The sequence below is a fragment of the Bradyrhizobium sp. SZCCHNS3052 genome (genome assembly GCF_032484495.1).
Lineage (GTDB): Bacteria > Pseudomonadota > Alphaproteobacteria > Rhizobiales > Xanthobacteraceae > Bradyrhizobium.
Window position 1 is genome coordinate 164394 of sequence record NZ_JAUETB010000004.1, and the last position, 19521, is coordinate 183914.

Here is a 19521-nt window from a genome sequence, read left to right on the forward strand (position 1 = left end):
GCATGCGCGAGGACATCAAGACATCCTGTCAGAAACGTTTGAGTCGGATCGAAGGGCAGGTCAGGGGCCTGTCGAAAATGGTCGAGGACAACCGCTACTGCATCGACATCGTCACCCAGATCTCCGCTGTGCGGGCGGCGTTGCGCCGGGTCGAGGAGGAGATTTTGCGCGACCACGTCGCCCATTGCGTCGAGCACGCCATCGCATCGGGCGACAAGGCCGATCAACGGCAGAAGATCGCGGAGTTGATGGATGTGATCGGCCGGTCTGATCGCTGAGGTCAGCCCAGCTCAGACCGCCACCTTGTTGCGGCGGCGTGCGGTCGGACGTGGCGCGACGTTTCGTACCGGCTCGGCGACGAGAAAATGCTCGTTGACCACGAGCCGTTCGCCGAGCTTCGCAACTATTTCCTCAGCCGCAGCCTGCTGCGTCGCCTCTTCGTCAGCCGTCTCAGGAACGAGCGGCGGCGCTGTGATGGCTCCTGGAAACACGGCGAACTCGCCCGCTACCTCCGCGAGCGGCTTCTGCTTGTCGGCCCAATGCAGGGTCGTGTAGTCGAATCCATTGACGATGGTCGGCTTGACGATCTCGAAATAGGGCGAGATGTCGAAGTCGCGCGGCATGTAGAGCGAGGAATCGCGGATGTGCAGGATCTCGCGCTTGGCGCGCCGCGATGGCGCCCGCGTGATCTTGGGCAGGATCGGGTAGCGCACCGCATCGAAGGCCTGCGCGATCAGCGCCGAGCAGATCATCTTGGTCGGATCACCCGAGCCCAGCGCGATCATGCGCCGCCGCCAGCGTTGCGGAATCGGCATCGGGATCAGATAGCGCATCAGGTCGATGATGTTCTTGGTGTCGTAGCCGAAGCCGATGCGATTGATGGCGTAGCGGCACACCGTGTGCCGGTCCTCATAGGTCAGGCCGACCGGACGGCACACACGGGTGTGATAGGCGAAATATTTCGACAGCGGCGCCGAGATCACGCCGTCGCCGACATAGGCCTCGACCAGCACATGCGGCTCGCCGTCGGGCTCGACGGCGCCGTCGATCGGTCCGACATAGAGCGCGGCGTGCGACCAGGTCGACTGCGTGAGGTATTTGATGATGCCGGAGATGCGGCTGTTGCCCTCGACGAGCAGCACGTCGCCGGGCTGGACGTCCTTGCGCAGATAGTCCGGATCGCTCGGCGTGAACGGCTCATAGCCGGGGATCTCCTTCTGGAGATAGGCGGCAATCAGCTTGCCGATCTGATCAAGCACGATACCCATAACGCTCCCCGGGCGACCTTGGCCGGTCGCCGGCTTTTTTCCCTTCTTCCATGATGGTCGATTGCGGTTGCAATTTGGTTCATAGTGGACGCGTTCTGCACGGTATCACGTTTACCATCCCGGTTGCCGCAGCGCGGCAGATGCGGCAAATTCGGCGGGTATTCGTTTGGTTCAAAGCTTTCGGAAACCATGTCATGAATGTCACGCGCCGCGGCTTCCTCTCCGCTTCCGCGGCGCTGGCCGTGCTGCCCATCGCCGGCCGCGCCGCGCAGGCGGCTGTTCCACGCGAGGCTGACATTGTCGTGATCGGGGCGGGCGCGGCGGGAATCGCCGCGGCCCGCCGCATCGTCGCGGCCAATCGCAAGGTCGTGGTGCTGGAGGCCGCGCCGCAGCTCGGCGGCCGTTGCCGCACGGATGCTGCCACCTTCGGCGTGCCGTTCGATCGCGGCGCCCGCTGGCTGCTCAACGCCGACGGCAATCCCATCAGCAGGCTCGCGCGCGGTCTCGGACTCGATCTCGTCGCGGCTCCCGTCGGGCAGAAGATCCGCGTCGGCCGGCGCAATGCGCGGCCCGGCGAGACCGAGCAGTTCCTGGCGGGGCTGGTGCGCGCCAATCGCGCCATCGACGAGGCGGCGCGCGGCAAGCTCGATACCTCCTGCGCCGCGGCGCTGCCGAAAGATCTGGGCGACTGGACCAGCACCACCGCATTCGTGCTCGGCGCCAGCGCGACCGGGAAGGATCTCGCCGATCTCTCCGCGATGGACAAGGCGCGTGCGCAGGACCGCAGCGCGCCGCTGGCCTGCCGCCAGGGGCTGGGCACGTTCATCGCCAGGCTCGGCGAATCGTTGCCGTTGTCGCTGTCGACTCCAGCAACGCGCGTCGTGTGGGCCAACCGCGACGTCGCGGTGGAAACGCCGGCGGGGCGAATCGCGGCGCGCGCCGTCATCCTCACGGTGTCGACCAACGTCCTGACATCAGGCGCCATCAAGTTCGCGCCCGAGCTGCCCAAGCGGCAGCTCGACGCCGCTGCGAAGCTCAGCCTCGGCAGCTATGATCACATTGCGCTGATGCTGGCGGGCAATCCGCTCGGCCTGTCGCGGGACGAGGTCATCATCGAGCAGAGCAATTCCAGCCGCACAGGTCTGCTGCTTGCCAATATCGGTGGATCGTCGCTTTGTACCGTCGATGTTGCCGGCGCCTTCGGCCGCCAACTATCAGCGCAGGGCGAGGCGGCGATGGTCGACTTCGCCAGGGAGTGGATCGGCAAGCTGTTTGGAAGTGAGGCCGCCGCAGCGGTGAAGTCGTCCGCAGCGACGCGCTGGAATCTGGCGCCGAGCGTGCTCGGCGCGATGTCGGCGGCCACGCCCGGCAGCCAGGGCGCCCGCAAAATATTGGGCGAGCCCTTGGGTCCGCTGTTTCTTGCGGGAGAGGCCACGCACGAAACGCTGTGGGGCACGGTCGACGGCGCCTGGGACTCCGGCGAGCGCGCCGCGGAAGCCGCGCTGCGCCGGATCGGTGCGATCAAGGACGCCGAGCCGGAGCCGAGCAGTGAGCGGCAACGACCGCGCCGTCGCGGCAAGGTGCGCTCGGCCTCGCCGGAGGATTGACCGTCGATCCGCAAGCTCATCAGCAAGAGGGTGGGCGCGGCGCAACTGCGATCTCAAGCGTGAATGGCACGGCTGCGCCTTTGCCTACCCTACGGCTGATGCAGGCGAGCTGCCGATTGAAGCACGCCCAGCCTTGGCTATACCGGCAGCTTCAATTCCATCAGGTCTTTCGCGACCACGATGCGGCCCGTGTAGTTCTTCTTCACGTCCCGCGTCCAGTCCTCGTCCGTCACTTCGGGATCATCACCGGGCACGAAGTGGCTGAGCACCAGCACCTTCACGCCTGCAGCCGCGGCGATGCGTCCGACGTCTTCCGTGGTCGTGTGACTGTCGAGCAGGTGCTTCTTCAGCGTCGAGCCGTTCTTCGTCTTGGCGACCAGCCGATCGACCGCGGGCACGTAGAGGCATTCATGCACGAGCACATCGGCGCCCTTGGCAAACTCTGCGAGCTTCGGGTTATAGGCCGTGTCGCTCGAGAACACGATCGTGCCGTCGGGCGTCTCGAACTTGTACGCGAAGTTGTCGGTGATCGGCGGATGCGGCGTGCGGAACGCGGTCACCGTCACGTCCGCCGTCTTCAGCACGACGCCGTCCGCGTCGATGTCCTTCGCGACCAGGAGTGGCCGCGGATCTGGCCGGCCTTCGTCCGCGATGCGGGTGTCGACGTCGAACTTGTTGGTTTCCCAGAAGCTCCTGGTCATCGCCTCCAGGCCCTTGGGTCCGAACGACTGGATCGGCATCGACAATCCCGCGGCCCAGGCGTTGTAGAACAGATTGCCGTATTCGAGATTGTGATCGGAATGGTGATGGCTGATCAGGATGTACTTGACCGAAGGGATCGGAACGCCCGCATTGACGAGCTGACGGCTGACGCCCATGCCGCAATCGATCACGAACGGCGTGCCGTTGACGACGACGAGATTGGCCGGATTCGAAGCGCCCACGCCGACGCGTGGGCCGCCCTTGGTGCCGAGGAAGACCATCCGCGTGCCGGTCTTCGCGCCTTGCGCGAACGCCGCGGGCGCCGCGATGGCGCCGGCCGTTCCCAGCGCGAGCTTGAGCATTGTTCGCCGATGGATCACGGTGGCCTCCCTGTCTGCTTCGTTGCAGGAAGGCTAACCCCGCCCGAGCACGCCGTCGAGGGCCGGCAGGCCGGCGATCACGGCGATTGCGATCAGCGCATAGCAGATGGCGCGGAACACCTGCTCGCTGGCGCGGCCGAACAGCGACGCGCCGAACGCGACACCGAGCGCGTAGACCGGCCCGATCAGCAGCGAAAGCTTCAGCGAATCCCAGGTGATCAGCCCGCTCATTGCGTAGCTCACCATCGCGAAGAAGTCCGATGCGCCGAAGAACAGCACGATGTTCGCTCGTGCGATCTTTGGCGGGATCGGGCGTCCCAGCCAGTAGCCGACGATCGGCGGGCCCCCGGTCTGCGCCAGTCCGCTGCAGAATCCGGAGATGCAGCCGACAGCGACCGACAGCGCGGTGTACTCCCTGCCGCGATAGCGCCAGCCGGACAGCAGCAGCGCAAGCAGCCCGATCACGAAACCGGTGATGATCCAGCGGACGGTGACCGGGTCCAGCCGGCTGAGGAAATAGGTGCCCACGGGCACGCCGACCAACGCACCCGCGACGATCACCGCGGTGGCCTTGCGGTCGGCCTCGCGCCAGGCCGGCGCCACCATCGGGGCCATCGAGACGAAATCGATCACCAGCAGCAGTGGCGCAACGAGACGGGGCGTCGCAAAGCTGCTCGCCAGCGGCATGAAGATCAGCGCCGCGCCGAAGCCGGAGAAGCCGCGCGCGGTTGCGGCAATGAAGGCGACGATCGCCAGCGCGATCGTCGCGAACAGGCTGAGATCGGCAGGGATGAGCCCGGAGAGGCTCATCCGCGCAACGTGCCGCCGGTCTTCTTGCCGACGTCTGCGGTGATCTTTGCCGCGACGGCGTCGATCTCCTCGTCGGTCATCGTCTTGTCGCGTGGCTGCAGGGTCACGGCGATCGCGACCGACTTCTTGCCGTCCTCGATGCCCTTGCCCTCATAGATGTCGAACACGGTGACATCGGTGATCAGCCTCTTGTCGACGCCCTGCGCGGCGCGGACGATGTCGCCGGCCTTGACCTTGCGATCGACGATGAAGGCGAAGTCGCGCGACACCGGCTGGAATGCCGAGAGCTCCAGCACCGGCTTGGCGCGGGTCGGCTTCGCCTTGGCCGCCGGAATGCGATCCAGGATCACCTCGAAGGCGACCAGTGGCCCGTCCGCCTTCAGCGCCTCCAGCGTGCGCGGATGCAGCTCGCCGAAATGCCCGAGCACGTTCTGCGGGCCCATCTGGATCGTGCCGGAGCGCCCCGGATGCATCCAGGCCGGCCCGCCGGCGACGATCTGCAGCGAGGCCATCGGCGCGCCGGCCGCCGCGAGCACCGCGAGCGCATCGGCCTTGGCGTCATACGCGTTGGCCGGCTGCGATCCCGTCCAATGCCGGCCGAGTCCCTTCGCCGGCGCGATGCCGCGGCGGATGCCGCTCGCGGCCACGAACTGATCCGTGGGGCCATCGCCCTTGAAGACCTGCCCGACCTCGAAGATCGCGGCATCGCCGAAGCCGCGAGCGGCATTGGCCTGCACCGTCGCGGTCAGGCCCGGCAACAGGCTCGGGCGCATGTCCGAGAGATCGGCCGCGATCGGATTGGCGAGAGCGAGCTCGGCCTTGCCGCCGCCGAACAATTCGGCGGCCGGCTTGGAGATGAATGACCACGTCACGGCTTCGACCATGCCGCGCGCGGCCAGCGCGCGCTTGGCGCGCCGCGTGCGCAATTGCAGCGGCGTCAGCACCGGCTTGCGCGGGGCGTCGCCGCGCTCGAACGGCGTCATAGGCACCTTGTCGACGCCGACGATGCGCACGACTTCCTCGACGATATCGGCCTTGCCGTGCACGTCGCTGCGCCAGGACGGCACCGCGACCTTCACGATGGGGCCGTTGCCGGCGACCACGAAGCCGAGATGCGTCAGGATCCGCCGCATCTCGGTCAGCGGCACCTCGATGCCCGCCAGCCGCTTCACCTCGGTCAACGGGAAGTCGACGATGCGGTCATCGCCGAACGGATTGCCGACGACGACAGTCTCCGACGGCGTGCCGCCACACAGGTCGAGCACGAGCTTGGTCGCCATCTCCAGGCCCGGCACCATGAAGGCCGGATCGACGCCGCGCTCGAAGCGGTAGCGCGCGTCGGAATTGATGCCGAGCTTGCGGCCGGTCTGGGCGATGTTGATCTCGTTCCACAGCGCCGATTCGATCAGCACGTCGGTGGTGCCTTCATCGCAGCCCGAAGCCTCGCCGCCCATGATGCCGGCGAGCGATTCGACGCCGGAATCGTCGGCGATGACGCACATCGAATGGTCGAGCGTGTAGGTACGGCCGTCGAGCGCGAGCAGGGTCTCGCCGTCACGCGCGCGGCGGACGACCAGATTGCCCTTCACCTTCTTGGCGTCGAACACATGCAGCGGACGCGCGCGGTCGAAGGTCATGTAGTTGGTGATGTCGACCAGCGCGTTGATCGGGCGTAGGCCGATCGATGTGAGGCGCTGCTGCAGCCACTTCGGCGACGGGCCGTTCTTGACGCCGCGCACCAGCCGCAGCGCGAAGCCCGGACACAGCTTCTCGTCCTCGACCGTGACCTTCACCGGGCAGGGGAGCTCGCCCTTCACCGGCTTGATGCCGGGATCTTTCAGCTTGCCCATGTCGGCGGCGGCGAGGTCGCGGGCGATGCCGTGCACGCCGGTGCAGTCCTGGCGGTTCGGCGTCAGGTTGATCTCGAATTGGGGATCGCCGAGCCCAGCCCATTCGGCGTAGGGGGTGCCGATCGGCGCATCCGCCGGCAGCTCCATGATGCCGTCGTGATCGTCGGAGATCTGCAGCTCGGCCGCCGAGCACAGCATGCCGCGGCTCTCGACGCCGCGGATCGTGCCGACCGACAGCGTGATGTTCTTGCCGGGGATGTAGGTGCCCGGCGGCGAGAACACCGACACCAGTCCCGCGCGCGCATTCGGCGCGCCGCACACCACCTGCACCGGCGCGCCACCGTCGCCGGTGTCGACCATGCAGACCCGCAGCCGGTCCGCATTCGGATGCTGCTCGGCGGAGACGACGCGCGCGATTTTGTACGGCGCGAGCAGCTTCGCCTTGTCCTCGAGATGCTCGACCTCGAGGCCGATCATCGTGAGCTTGTTGGCGAGCGTCTCGACCGACTCGTCGGTGTCGAGATGGTCCTTCAGCCAGGACAGCGTGAATTTCATGGCTCTTTCCGCTGATTCAGTCCCGTTCCCTCCCCCGCTTGCGGGGGAGGGTCAGGGTGGGGGCTCTCGCCGCAATGGCAGCGGCAATGGTTTCAAGAACGCCGGCGCGATTGGCCAGGACGTCGTTATTGGCAAAGCGCAGGATGTGAAATCCTTTGGCTTCGATCGCAGCTGAGCGTGAAGCGTCGCGCTGTTCGCCTTCAGTTGAGAAGTGCTGTCCGCCATCGAGCTCGATGACGAGACGTGCGGTGTGGCAGACGAAGTCGACGATGTAGCGGTCGATCGGGACCTGACGGCGAAAGCCCGCGCCGAGCAGGCGATGGCCGCGCAGCTCGGACCATAATATTCTCTCGGCATCCGTCGAGTTTTGGCGGAGGGCGCGCGCATTCGTTCGAAGCTTCGGCGAGACTGTCCAGATGGGCTTCTCGTCGTCCATCGACACCTCCTGCGCGGAGAGACCCCCACCCCAGCCCTCCCCCGCAAGCGGGAGAGGGAGTTCGAGCGTTTGCTGAGAGAGGGCGAGGCTCATCACGAACTCAGCCCTCCGGCCAAGGTCGGGACCTCCAACGGCTTGAAGCCGTAATGCGACAGCCAGCGGACGTCGCCGTCGAACAGCTGGCGCAGGTCGCTCATGCCGTATTTCAGCATCGCGATGCGGTCGATGCCCATGCCCCAGGCAAAGCCCTGGTATTCGTCGGGATCGATGCCGCAGGCGCGCAGCACGTTCGGGTGCACCATACCGCAGCCGAGAATCTCCAGCCAGTCCTCGCCCTCGCCGAAGCGGATCTCGCCCTTGTCGCGGCGGCACTGGATGTCGACCTCAAGAGACGGCTCGGTGAACGGGAAGAACGACGGCCGGAATTTCATGTTGATGTGGTCGACCTCGAAGAACGCCTTGCAGAACTCATGCAGGATCCATTTGAGGTGACCGAGATGCGAGCCCTTGTCGATGACGAGGCCCTCGACCTGGTGGAATTGCGGCGTGTGGGTCGCGTCCGAATCGATGCGATAGGTGCGGCCCGGGCAGATCACGCGGATCGGCGGCTTCTGGCTGAGCATGGTCCGCACCTGCACCGGCGAGGTGTGGGTTCGCAGCAGCATGCGCGAGCCGTCCGGCTTCGGATTGAAGAAGAACGTGTCGTGCATCTCCCGCGCCGGATGGCCTTCCGGGAAGTTCAGCTTGGTGAAGTTGTAGTCGTCGGTCTCGACGTCGGGACCTTCCGCGATCGAAAAGCCCATATCGGCGAAGATCGTGGTCAGCTCGTCCATCACCTGGCTGAGCGGATGGATGCGGCCGGTCTCGGCCGGCGAATCCTGCAGCGGCAGGGTGACGTCGATGGTCTCGGCGGCGAGACGGGCGTCGAGCGCGGCGGCCTTGAGGACGTCGCGCCGCGCGGCCAGCGCCTGCGTGACCTTGTCCTTGGCGAGGTTGATCGCGGCGCCTTGCGTCTTGCGTTCGTCCGGCGACATCTTGCCGAGGGTCGCCAGCAGCGCCGAGATCGAGCCCTTCTTGCCGAGGGCTGCGACGCGGACGGCTTCCAGCGCGGCTTCATCGCCGGCGGCGGCGATCTGGTCGAGGATCGAGGTTTCGAGCGAAGCGAGGTCGGACACGGGCAAAATCTCCGCGGGACAAAAGGCGGCTGGGTTGTCGCCGCGCGGGCGACAGGGGTCAAGCGAAGGATTGATGTCGCCGGATAGCAAAAAGCGGCCGAGAGCATCGGCCGCTTTTGAAATCCTCACGATGCGGAGGCGATCAGGCGGCGAGCGCCGCCTTGGCCTTCTCAACGATCGCCTGGAACGCGGCGGGCTCGTTGATCGCGAGATCCGACAGCACCTTGCGGTCGACGGTGATGCCGGACTTCGACAGGCCGTCGATAAATCGGCTGTAGGTGAGCTCGAAGGGACGCACGGCGGCGTTCAGGCGCTGGATCCAGAGCGCGCGGAAGGTGCGCTTCTTGCGCTTGCGATCGCGGAACGCATACTGGCCGGCCTTCTCGACGGCCTGCTTGGCGGTGCGGATCGTGTTCTTGCGGCGGCCGTAATAGCCCTTGGCGGCCTTGAAGACTTTCTTGTGCTTGGCGTGGGCGGTCACACCGCGTTTGACGCGAGACATGCCGGAAATCCTTGGATTCAGAGATGACGATCAGCCGCGGCTTTGAGGCGGCCAGGGTTCGGACGCGAGAGGCCGGTCAGGCGTTCGGCAAGAAGTACTTCTTGACGTTGTCGCCGTCGGTCTTGAACAGCACGCGGGTGCCGCGCAGCTGCCGGATCTGCTTCTTCGTCCGCTTGATCATGCCGTGGCGCTTGCCGCGCTGGGCGTGCATCACTTTGCCGGTGGCAGTCACCTTGAAGCGCTTTTTGGCGCCGGATTTGGTCTTCAGCTTGGGCATTTGGCTCTCCTTGATGCCAACGGCAAGCCGCCCGCAAAAGCGGCGCCATCCGGCGAAAATGCTCGTTAGAGCGTTGGTTGTGCTCAGGTTTCGGGTCCAAACGAGGACCCACCCGCACAGAAACATCGCCACGGCAGCCCTTGATCAGCCGGGCGACGAAGGCCGCGCTTATGCCAGAGACAAAGCCCGTTGGCAACGTCGAACCACGGAATCGGCTATTCCGACCCATGATCAGCCGACCATGACAGTCGAGGATCGACCATGACCCGCCGCGCCATCTCCGCCGCCTTCACGACCGCGCTGCTGACGGGCCTCGCGGGCCTGACGGCAAGGCCGGCGCACGCTGCCGGCTTCGATGGCGCCTGGACCGTGCTCATCATCACCGAGGCCGGCAGTTGCGACCAGGGTTACAGCTTCCCGATCCGGATCAGCGGCGGCCGGGTCCTCTCGAACAGCACCGCCAACATTACCGGCTCGGTTGGCCGCGGCGGCGCCGTCACCGTGCGGGTATCCCAGGGTGGTGCCTCTGCCAGCGGCACCGGCCGGCTTGGCGCCACGTCCGGCGTCGGCCGCTGGAGCGGCAAAGGCTCGTCCGGGACCTGCAGGGGGCGGTGGCAGGCGACGCGGTCCTGACCCGGGCCCGCAAAAGCGGTCCTGACGGGCGCCCCAAGAGAAAAGCCCGCCAAACGCGTGGCGGGCCCGGCTTCAGGTGTCGGCGTGCTGGACTTAGCGCGGCGCCAGAACCATGACCACCTGACGTCCCTCGAACCTGGCGTCCTGCTCGACCTTGGCGAACGCCGCCACGTCGGACTTCACCTTGTCGAGCAGCTTGGTGCCGATCTCCTGGTGCGCCATTTCGCGGCCGCGATAGCGCAGCGTGATCTTGACCTTGTCGCCCTCTTCGAAGAACCGCTGCATCGCGCGCATCTTCACGTCGTAGTCGTGGTCGTCGATCATCGGGCGGAGCTTGATCTCCTTGATCTCGACGACCTTCTGCTTCTTGCGGGCCTCGGCGGCCTTCTTCTGCGCCGAATATTTGTACTTCCCGTAGTCCATGATCTTACAGACGGGAGGCGAGTTGTTCGGCGAAATCTCGACCAGATCCATGCCGGCATCAGCGGCCATCTTGATCGCGACAACGGTCTCGACGACACCACGGTTGGTGCCTTCGGCATCGATCAGCTGGATCTGCGCATTGCGAATCTCATCATTGGTACGCGGCCCGTCTTTGACGGCAGCGGGCGGGGCTCGATTGGGGCGGCGAATGGGTAGTGCTCCAAGGTTGTGGAAGAAGGCGGCTAGTTTGAAGGAAGATGCTTTCGCGGGCAAGGTCGCAACGGTCCGGTGCGTCGAAATTCCGCCCGGTCGTCGCGGCTCCTGCGTCGCATGCGCGAGACTTGCGCGTCGATGCATTCCCCCAAGGAAGCCACACGGCCGAGAATTGCGATCAAACTCGCGCTTTTTCGGGCCCTCGTGGTTCCGCCGGGGGACATAGAGTGCGCGGCGCGCTTTCGCAAGCGGCTGCGTCGGGCCGCGCCGATTGACGGAAACGGCCGGTTCGCCCACACAACACCCGACAGCGAGTAACGATCCATGAACCCTGCTGCAGAAAATGCCGATCCGCCCGTCTTCATCGCCGTCGGCGCGGGCGAATCGTCGCGCCGGATCGCGGTGCGGGCGCGGCCAGGCCGTCCGCCTGGGCTGTTCTGGCTCGGTGGCTTCAATTCCGACATGAAAGGCACCAAGGCCCTGGCCCTCGACGCCTGGGCCGCCGAGCGCGGCCGCGCCTGCGTTCGCTTCGACTATTCCGGGCACGGCGAATCCGGCGGACGCTTCGTCGACGGCACCATCAGCCGCTGGCTCGAGGAGAGCGTCGCGGTGTTCCGGCAATTCTGCCGCGGACCCCAGGTCGTGATCGGTTCCTCGATGGGCGGCTGGATGGCGCTGCTGCTGGCGCGCGAGCTGCTCAAGGAGCCGGCCGAAGCAACGCTGGCGGGCCTGGTCCTGATCGCCCCGGCGCCCGATTTCACCGAGGAGCTGATGTGGAAGGGCTTTGCGCCGGCGGTCCGGACCGAGATCGAGACCAACGGCGTCTGGATGCGTCCGTCGGAGTACGGCGAGCCCTATCCCATCACCAGGGCGTTGATCGAGGACGGGCGCAACCATCTGCTGCTCGGCGGTGCCATCAAGGTCGGCTGCCCGGTGCGCATCCTGCAGGGCGCGCAGGACCGCGACGTTCCCTGGCAGCATGCGTTCGCACTGACCCACCGCCTGCCGGCCGAAGACGTGGTGCTGACCATGATCCAGGACGGTGACCACCGGCTGTCGCGTCCGCAGGACATCACGCGTATGCTGGCCGCCGTCGGCGAGATGGGCTGAGGCGGCCGGCTTCAGCATCGCGCCTGCCATTCCGCGCGGACGCTCTCGTCGGTCTCCGACGTCAGCGCCGCCTTCGCACGCCGCGCGTAAGCAGCCTCGTCGAGCAGCCAAGCGAGCGTCCAGGCGGCGGCACCGCGCACCAGCGGACTCGGATCGGCGGCCAGTCGCTCGGCTGACGGCGTCAGCGCCGCATCGCCGGAGTTGCCGATCGCGATCAGCACGTTGCGCAGGAAGCGGTCGCGGCCGATGCGCTTGATCGGCGATTTCGCGAACAACGCGCGGAACGCGGCATCGTCGAGCGCCGCCAGCTCCGCCAGCGAAGGCGCGCGCAACGCGTCGCGCGCCGCCAGCTTCGCCTCGCGTCCCGCCTGCGCGAACTTGTTCCAGGGGCAGGCGGCGAGGCAGTCGTCGCAGCCATAGATGCGGTTGCCCAGCGCCTTGCGGAACTCGCGCGGGATCGGCCCCTTGTTCTCGATCGTCAGATACGAGATGCAGCGCCGCGCATCGAGGCTGTAGGGGGCCGGGAACGCCGCGGTCGGGCAGCTGTCGAGGCAGGCCCGGCACGAGCCGCAATGATCCCGCTCCGGCGCGTCCGCCGGCAGCGCCAGCGTCGTGTAGATGGCGCCGAGGAACAGCCAGGAGCCGAAGCCGCGCGACACCAAGTTGGTGTGCTTGCCCTGCCAGCCGAGCCCGGCCGCTTCGGCCAGCGGCTTCTCCATGACGGCCGCGGTGTCGACGAACACCTTCACATCACAGCCGGCCTGCGCGACCAGCCAGCGAGCGAGCGCCTTGAGGTTCTTCTTGATGACGTCGTGATAATCGTCCCCGCGGGCATAGACCGAAATCGCAGCATTGCTGCGCCGGGACAGGACCGCGCGAGGGTCCTCGTCGGGGCCGTAATTGACGCCGAGCATGATGATGCTGCGGACCTCGCGCCACAGCGTGGTGGGATCGGTGCGGCGGGACGGCTCGCGCGCCAGCCAGTCCATGTCGCCGTGCTGGCCGGCGGCGAGGAAGCGTTCGAACGCAGCGGCCCGTTCGGCACTCACGACCGGGGCGGTGATACCGACGACATCGAAGCCCAGCCGTTGCGCCTCGGCGGCCAGCGCCGCCTTCAACGTCTCCGGCGTGGGCCTAGCGGCGCTCAGAAGTCCAGATCCACATAGGTCCGCGACGCCGGCACGCCCGCCAGCCAGTCGGAGAGCAGCGGCCGGAACGACGGCCGCGACTTCACCCGCGCGTACCACGCCTTCGCTGCGTCGTCCTCGATCCATGGCACGTCGCCCAGATAGTCGATCGCCGACAGATGCGCGGCGGCGGCGAGGTCGGCATAGGTCAGGCGGTCGCCAGCCAGGAAATTGCGCCGCTGCGCCAGCCAGCCGATATAGGCGAGATGATAGCGCACATTGGTCTTGGCGGCGCGAATCACGTCGGTCGACGGCGGCCCGCCGCCATCCTCCTCGCTCATGAAGCGCTTGTAGATGCGCTCGGTGACCAGCAGGTTCGAGGCCTCCTCGAAGAACTTGGTGTTGAACCAGTCCATCAGTCGGCGCACCTCGATGCGCTCGGCCGCCGAGGCCGGCATCAGCCGGCGATCACCCATCTCGGGCCCGCAGGTCTCGTCGATGAATTCGGCGATCACGCCGACACCGGGCACCGGCGGCAGGCCTTCGACCGACAGCACCGGCGTGGTTGCCGCGGGGTTGAGCACGAGAAACGCCTCGCGGCGCTCCCAGGCGCGTTCCTCCACCAGGCGCAGATCGAGCCCGTATTCGCCGAGCACCAGCCGGACGAAGCGTGAATGCGGGCAGAAGGGATGGTGGTAGAGCGTGTACATGGAGCCTTTCGACGATTCCGCGGCTACGGCGCTTAACGAACAATCAACCATCGGTTCGCACCGACGCCTCGTCCCGATACCGGCGCGCGGGTGCGCTCGCGAATCGGACCATTAGCGCATGGTCGGCGAAAGTGTAAGCAGTAGGGCGACGGGCGGTCATGCGGGAAACGACGCTTCGGGAACAGCGATCGGCGCGCCCGATCCGCCGTCCGGCATTGCCTCGTTCTGATTCGCATGGCCGATCACACGCCGGTTCATTCATCGGATGTGGCCGGTTCGAGCGCTTTTTGCAATTGCGGGCGGGGGCCGAATAGGCGAGAAGGGCGGCGTTTTGCCGGCCATCCAGGATCCGATCAATGATGTCAGATACGCTGCGGGCGGTGCTTCTCGGCATCGTCGAGGGCGTCACCGAGTTTCTTCCCGTATCCTCGACGGGCCATCTGCTGCTCGCCGAGCGCTTTTTCGGGCTCGGCGACGAGGGGTTCTGGAAGAGCTTTGCGATCCTGATCCAGCTCGGCGCCATCCTCGCCATCGTCGCGCTGTACTTCTTCAAGCTGTACCGCGTCGCGATCGGCGCGCTGACGAACCCTGACGACCGCCGCTTCATCATCGGCGTGCTGATCGCCTTCCTGCCCGCCGTCATCGTCGGCCTCATCGCCGGCAAGTACATCAAGGCGCTCCTGTTCGATCCCTGGGTCGTGTGCTTCTCGCTGATCGTCGGCGGCGCCATCCTGCTGTGGGTCGATCAGATCGATCTCAAGCCGCGGGAGCACGACGCCACGCGCTATCCGCTGATGATGTATCTGTGGATCGGCGTCGCGCAGTGCCTGGCCATGATCCCCGGCGTGTCGCGCTCCGGCGCCACCATCGTGGCGGCGATGCTGCTCGGCGGCGACAAGCGCTCGGCCGCGGAGTTCTCCTTCTTCCTGGCGATCCCGACCATGGTCGGCGCCTTCGTCTACGACTTCTACAAGAGCCGCGCCGAGATGACGGCGGACCATCTCGGCCTGATCGCCATCGGCTTCGTCGTCTCCTTCATCACCGCGATGATCGTGGTGAAGGCCTTCCTCGGCTACGTCACCCGCCACGGCTTCGTGCTGTTCGCCTGGTGGCGCGTCATCGTCGGCACCCTCGGCCTGATCGCACTGGCGCTGGGGAAATGAGCTGAGCCCCAGCTCCATCCACCGTCATTGCGAGCGTAAGCGAAGCAATCCAGTGTGGTGTCCGGGACTCTAGATTGCTTCGTCGCTTCGCTCTTCGCAATGACGTGGAGAGGCCGGTGGCCCCTCACGCGTTCTTACGCTGGAACTGTCCTGAGGGACGGAAGCGCCAGAGATATTGCGGAGCGACCGCCTCGAGCGAATCCGGCGTGATGCCGAGGCCCTGCAGCGTCAGCCCCGCCGCCTTCGCCGCTTCCGACACCACGTTGTCATGACGCAGCAGCTCGACCTGGTCCGGCGTCAGCTTCAGCGGCCCCGGCGCGAACTGCAGGATTGCGGCCTGCAGTTTGGCGAGCCCGAACGGCAGCGGCAGCAGCGCGCGGTCGCGGTCGGTGATGTCGAGGATGATTTTCAGGATCTCCCGGAAGCTCAGCACCTCGGGCCCGCCGAGCTCGTAGGTCGCGCCCGGCTGCGCCTTGCCGTCGACCGCGTCGGCCACCGCGGTGGCGACGTCGCCGACATAGACCGGCTGCATCTTCGTCTCGCCGCCGCCGATCAGCGGCAGGAACGGCGAGATCCGCGCGAGCCCCGCAAAGCGGTTGGTGAACTGGTCCTCGGGGCCGAACACGACCGAGGGGCGCATGATCACGGCCTCGGGCACCGCAGCCAGCACGGCGGCCTCGCCGGCCGCCTTGGCGCGGGCATAGCTCGACGCCGACTCTGCGTCGGCGCCGATCGCCGAGACGTGCACCATGCGGGCGCCGGCGGCGGCCGCCGCCTTGGCGACGGTGGCGGCGCCCTCGGCCTGCACGGCCTCGAAGGTCTGCGCGCCGCTCTCGGTCAGGACGCCGACGAGGTTGATCGCGACATGGCTGTCACGCAGCGCCGATGCGACCGAGTCGGGATAGCGCAGATTGGCCTGTACGGCGTGGATCTGGCCGACCCGGCCGAGCGGCTGCAGGTGGCCGGCGAGCTCCGGCCGGCGCACCGCGACGCGGATGCGATAGTCGCGCTTGGCCAACGCCCGGACCACGTTGCGCCCGACGAAGCCGGAGCCGCCGAAGACGGTAACCAATGTGTCCAGATTCGATGCCATGGAATGAGTCCTGGGATTGCCGGGCGGTCGGTCCGCCCCGGACGAGATAGCTGTCAGCGGCGATTCGCACCCCGCGGCCCGCCATCCTGGGCCGCTGTATAGCCCATCGCCCGCACCGCGGAAAAGGGAGCCGTGTTTTTGCGCATGGGGTGAGAAAAATTGTCATCTTGGGCGTTCAGCGGTTTGACAAGCGCCCGTTCGATCCGTACACAGCGCCCCCATGCCCAGGTGGCGGAATTGGTAGACGCGCTGGCTTCAGGTGCCAGTGGCTTAACGGCCGTGAAGGTTCGAGTCCTTTCCTGGGCACCATTTTTGGTGGTGACCTCCCCCGCACAGAACTCTGTGACAGACGACGGCGCTGATGCGCCTCGCGATCTGATTGGGTGGCATCGATTTAGCTGATGTCTTCGCGACATCAGCGACACGCTCGTCCCCGAGCCAGCCGATAATCCTCCTTTCAACGCCCGTGATGTAGCCGCTGCTGCCGGCTGCGAGCCTCCACCCTCCCCTGGAGGGGGAGGGTCGATCGCACGCGAAGCGGGCGAGCGGGGTGGGGCGATCTCTCCACGCACGCCAGCGCCAGAGGAGAGATCACCCCACCCCGCCTCACGTTTCGCTTCGCTCTCCGTGAGGCGACCCTCCCCCTCCAGGGGAGGGTGGGCACCGCCTTCGTGTTGAGTGATCACCATGACCGCCGTGGTCTTTCTCGTTTAGGGCAAGACCTATCAGCCTCGCGGCGCGCTTTGCGCCCGAGCCATGCCGATCGTCTCGCCCTCGAAATCATGAGGGCGCAGGGAGAGCCGGGTGCCGACCGCACCCATGGCCCGCCAGCGAAGGAAAATGCTGGCGGCAGGAACCACAGGTACGCGCCGGATCATCCGGCCCTCCCTGCGCGATTGGTTTTAACGGCTGCTTCGCGTTCTCCCTGGTGCGCCGGGCTTGGTGGCCACCATCCCCACGCGAAGCGAAAGCTTCGTCATGAGTTGATATCAGCGTCGGGATATCAGGACCGCGCGACTTGACCGTGCGTGCATCCTTGTTCGTCCGCGCGAACTGATCACGCTGCAACGACACACGCCCATCGCATCCCACTGCCAACGTCTCGTGACGGTCGCGACACGCCCCTCATGCGGCAGCAGGGACGCGCGGAAATGTGCAGGTGATTTGCCCGACGGCGCAAGGGAGAATGTTGCGACAGACTGGCACGACGGGCGATTTGCGCATGACAGGCATGCCATCTCCACCGTGATTGCGAACGAAGCAATCCAGAGCCACGGGTGTCGCCCGGGATCGCTTCGTCGCTTCGCTCCTCACAATGATGGTGGTGAGCACTACGCCCCGAGCTGGCTTAGGAGCAACCTCACCAATCAACTTGCATTGGCGCACAGGATTAGCACGTGAGTTCGGCGCAGAGCTTTCGCTTCACCGCCGGTGTCGTCCCCACGAACGCGGGGACCCATACCGCGCAGGCGGTACGTTCCGCGCGACTCGTCGCAGCCGGTGACCATGTGTCTCGGATCCGGCGCCCGCCGACGCGTTGCGTCGGCGAGCTTATCGGCGACGACAGAGGATGCCGTTGTCAGCTGGCCGTCACAGGCGCAGTTCGCCCGTCCAGGGGAGGCCGACAAAGCCCGATGGGCGGGTCATGCCGTGCGTGATGCCGCGATCACGCGCGCCAGCACTGGCCAATACAGATCGCCATAGCCCGCCTCGATCGCCTCTCCGAGTCGCCTGTCGGCAAGCTCCGCGCCCGGCAGGTCGATCTGCACGGACCTGGCGAGATCGAGAGCATAGCCGATGTCCTTGCGCGCATATTCGGTCGAGAACGCGCGCTCCGGATATGTGTCGGGCAGCATCGCCTTCATGCCGTGGTTGCGCAGCGCGAAGCTGTCGGCCGAGCCTTTGGCCAGGGTCTCGAACAGCAGCGTGGCATCAAGGCCAGCGCGCTTGGCAGTCTCCAGCGCTTCGCCGAGCGCCACCACGGTCTGCATCAGCACCATGTTGTTGAGGATCTTCACGACCTGGCCGGCGCCCACGCCGCCGCAATGGGTGATGTCAGTCGCAAACATCGCAATCAGCGGCCGCAGCTTTTCGAACGTTGCCGCGTCGGCCCCCACCATCACGCTCAGCGTGCCGTCCTCGGCCGCCTGCCGGGTGCGGGCGATCGGCGCATCCGCGTAGGCGGCCCCCTCGGCCGCGAAACGCTCGGCGAGCTCCCGGCTGGCCTGCACCGGCGAGGTGCCGAGGTCCACGATGGTGTGACGCGCCTCGACGTGGCGGAGCAAGCCGTCGTCGCCGTCGCATACGGCTTGGACATGCTTGCCGCTCGGCAACGCCATGAAGATCACGTCGGTCTGGCGCGCCAGCTCCGCGAGCGACACGGCACGCTTGACGCCGACGGCGGCGAGGCGCTGCAGCGGCGCGTCCGCACGATCGAAGCCGAGCACCATCGCGCCGGACTTGAGAGCCAGATTGCGGCACATCGGCTCGCCCATCACGCCCAATCCGATGAATCCGATTGCCGCCATTGCAAGTTCCTCTTGATTGGTCCCTGCCTGTCCAATCGATGATGATCGCCGCGCTGCAGGTTGGCCCAGGCACGCTCGGGATAGTCGTCCGAATATTCGCCGGTGTCGATCGAGCACACGACCTCGCCGCTCATGTCGGCGACGCAGACGTGGATTGAGAACAGGGCGCCGCGCGCCGGACCGTGACCCGGGCCGGCGCGAGTCGTGAACCCATGAATCCGCCGCTATGGCGCGACAGACTACTCGATCTCCGTCTCGCCGCTGACACCCAGCCTGCGCAGCATCACCGTCAGCGCGATCGCGGGTAGCATGATCCACAGCGTGAAATCATCCGGCCGGCGCAATGCGCCCAACGTGGCGTGACGGACGAGGAAGCGTCCGAAAGCCGTGCGGCGCGAGGTCACGCTGCGCAGCACCAGCGGGACGCCAAAGGCGAGCGCCAGGACGACGAACGCCACGGCCAGGGGCCAGCCGCCGGGCAGCCGGTCGACGCCGCGTGCCGTGAATCCGACCAGTAGCAGCAGGCCGACCAGCGTCACGACGCCGCCGCACAGGCCGGAGGCGACGCGAATGAGCAGGTCGTCCTGCATCAGCTCGCGGTCGACCTGGCTGATCAGCTGCTTCATGGGCCGTTCCTCCGCTCGCGCGTCATCCGGGCAACGCACACGTGACGTCCCGCCGCGCGCAGGCGGACTGTACGATCCGGATCGCGTGACGGCCGCCGATCTTCATTCGTGTCGGTCGCTCCGAGCAGGTTCGATGCTGGCCGTTCGGTGCCGTCCTAACAAGGGCGGCGGCAAGACATGTCTGGATGTCGACGCGCAGATGTCATCGAGCCAGCCGGCGTGGACGTCTTCGTCGCTCAGACATGTTTGATCCCTGCAGCGGCGCCCTTGCGATCTGGGATTGTCGACGTTAGCATTTTCCCGCCCAGGTGCAGGCGCTCTCGTTTGCCGGCT

The 19521-nt window shown here is 66.5% G+C and carries 19 protein-coding genes and 1 tRNA gene; 6 read left to right on the forward strand and 14 right to left on the reverse strand.

Translation table 11 applies throughout. The annotated features are described in order from the left end of the window. Positions 1-2: 2 nt before the first annotated feature. Entirely contained in the window at positions 3-278 is a 276-nt protein-coding gene (locus QX073_RS15695; protein ID WP_315716843.1) for a metal-sensitive transcriptional regulator, read from the forward strand. Between the two features lie 12 nt (positions 279-290). On the opposite strand, the gene QX073_RS15700 is transcribed toward QX073_RS15695, so the two are convergent. Continuing rightward, positions 291-1268 carry a YiiX/YebB-like N1pC/P60 family cysteine hydrolase gene (locus tag QX073_RS15700; protein ID WP_315716844.1) on the reverse strand — a complete coding sequence of 326 codons (978 nt, stop codon included), beginning with the start codon at positions 1266-1268 and terminating at the stop codon, positions 291-293. 194 nt (positions 1269-1462) lie between these two features. On the opposite strand from QX073_RS15700, the gene QX073_RS15705 reads away from it, so the two are divergent. Beyond that, entirely contained in the window at positions 1463-2875 is a 1413-nt protein-coding gene (locus QX073_RS15705; protein WP_316225998.1) for a flavin monoamine oxidase family protein, read from the forward strand. 137 nt (positions 2876-3012) lie between these two features. Here the strand turns inward: QX073_RS15705 and QX073_RS15710 are convergent, their stop codons facing one another. The 7 genes from QX073_RS15710 to rpmI all read right to left on the reverse strand — a co-directional run bounded on the left by QX073_RS15710 (position 3013) and on the right by rpmI (position 9562). Beyond that, positions 3013-3957 (reverse strand): MBL fold metallo-hydrolase, encoded by a 945-nt coding sequence (locus QX073_RS15710; protein ID WP_316225999.1) that lies wholly within the window; start codon positions 3955-3957, stop codon positions 3013-3015. Positions 3958-3990: 33 nt separating this feature from the next. Then, entirely contained in the window at positions 3991-4767 is a 777-nt protein-coding gene (locus QX073_RS15715; protein ID WP_316203426.1) for a sulfite exporter TauE/SafE family protein, read from the reverse strand. After that, complete coding sequence (gene pheT, locus QX073_RS15720) at positions 4764-7172, reverse strand: phenylalanine--tRNA ligase subunit beta (protein ID WP_316226000.1); 2409 nt, start codon at positions 7170-7172, stop codon at positions 4764-4766. The genes QX073_RS15715 and pheT overlap by 4 nt, the downstream gene beginning before the upstream one ends. A gap of 16 nt (positions 7173-7188) precedes the next feature. Continuing rightward, the gene (locus QX073_RS15725; protein WP_315716850.1) at positions 7189-7608 is read right to left on the reverse strand and encodes an endonuclease domain-containing protein; all 420 of its coding nucleotides are present in this window, start codon (positions 7606-7608) and stop codon (positions 7189-7191) included. 92 nt (positions 7609-7700) lie between these two features. Continuing rightward, positions 7701-8783 (reverse strand): phenylalanine--tRNA ligase subunit alpha, encoded by a 1083-nt coding sequence (gene pheS, locus QX073_RS15730; RefSeq protein ID WP_316166383.1) that lies wholly within the window; start codon positions 8781-8783, stop codon positions 7701-7703. Between the two features lie 142 nt (positions 8784-8925). After that, the gene (gene rplT, locus QX073_RS15735) at positions 8926-9285 is read right to left on the reverse strand and encodes a 50S ribosomal protein L20 (RefSeq protein WP_012040570.1); all 360 of its coding nucleotides are present in this window, start codon (positions 9283-9285) and stop codon (positions 8926-8928) included. A 76-nt stretch (positions 9286-9361) separates the two neighbouring features. Then, positions 9362-9562, reverse strand: a complete 201-nt coding sequence (gene rpmI / locus QX073_RS15740; protein ID WP_008539890.1) for a 50S ribosomal protein L35 — start codon at positions 9560-9562, stop codon at positions 9362-9364. A 261-nt stretch (positions 9563-9823) separates the two neighbouring features. On the opposite strand from rpmI, the gene QX073_RS15745 reads away from it, so the two are divergent. Next, positions 9824-10195 (forward strand): hypothetical protein, encoded by a 372-nt coding sequence (locus QX073_RS15745; protein ID WP_315716852.1) that lies wholly within the window; start codon positions 9824-9826, stop codon positions 10193-10195. 93 nt (positions 10196-10288) lie between these two features. On the opposite strand, the gene infC is transcribed toward QX073_RS15745, so the two are convergent. Beyond that, entirely contained in the window at positions 10289-10828 is a 540-nt protein-coding gene (infC, locus tag QX073_RS15750; RefSeq protein WP_315716960.1) for a translation initiation factor IF-3, read from the reverse strand. 327 nt (positions 10829-11155) lie between these two features. Between infC and QX073_RS15755 the strand changes: the two genes are divergently transcribed. Then, positions 11156-11941 carry an alpha/beta hydrolase gene (locus QX073_RS15755; RefSeq protein ID WP_315750480.1) on the forward strand — a complete coding sequence of 262 codons (786 nt, stop codon included), beginning with the start codon at positions 11156-11158 and terminating at the stop codon, positions 11939-11941. Between the two features lie 11 nt (positions 11942-11952). Here the strand turns inward: QX073_RS15755 and queG are convergent, their stop codons facing one another. After that, positions 11953-13137 carry a tRNA epoxyqueuosine(34) reductase QueG gene (queG, locus tag QX073_RS15760; protein WP_315750829.1) on the reverse strand — a complete coding sequence of 395 codons (1185 nt, stop codon included), beginning with the start codon at positions 13135-13137 and terminating at the stop codon, positions 11953-11955. Beyond that, positions 13086-13778 (reverse strand): glutathione S-transferase family protein, encoded by a 693-nt coding sequence (locus QX073_RS15765; RefSeq protein WP_315716854.1) that lies wholly within the window; start codon positions 13776-13778, stop codon positions 13086-13088. Before QX073_RS15765 ends, queG begins: the two co-directional genes overlap by 52 nt. Before the next feature lie 356 nt (positions 13779-14134). Between QX073_RS15765 and QX073_RS15770 the strand changes: the two genes are divergently transcribed. Continuing rightward, entirely contained in the window at positions 14135-14941 is an 807-nt protein-coding gene (locus QX073_RS15770; RefSeq protein ID WP_315750479.1) for an undecaprenyl-diphosphate phosphatase, read from the forward strand. A 124-nt stretch (positions 14942-15065) separates the two neighbouring features. Here the strand turns inward: QX073_RS15770 and QX073_RS15775 are convergent, their stop codons facing one another. After that, positions 15066-16034, reverse strand: coding sequence for a complex I NDUFA9 subunit family protein (locus tag QX073_RS15775; protein WP_315716856.1), 969 nt, complete (start codon positions 16032-16034; stop codon positions 15066-15068). A 222-nt stretch (positions 16035-16256) separates the two neighbouring features. On the opposite strand from QX073_RS15775, the gene QX073_RS15780 reads away from it, so the two are divergent. After that, a tRNA-Leu gene (locus tag QX073_RS15780) sits at positions 16257-16343 on the forward strand. Between the two features lie 1334 nt (positions 16344-17677). On the opposite strand, the gene QX073_RS15785 is transcribed toward QX073_RS15780, so the two are convergent. Beyond that, complete coding sequence (locus tag QX073_RS15785; RefSeq protein ID WP_315716962.1) at positions 17678-18598, reverse strand: NAD(P)-dependent oxidoreductase; 921 nt, start codon at positions 18596-18598, stop codon at positions 17678-17680. Positions 18599-18801: 203 nt separating this feature from the next. Then, on the reverse strand, positions 18802-19188 hold the full coding sequence (locus QX073_RS15790; RefSeq protein ID WP_316226001.1) for a hypothetical protein: 387 nt from the start codon (positions 19186-19188) through the stop codon (positions 18802-18804). Positions 19189-19521: the final 333 nt, after the last annotated feature.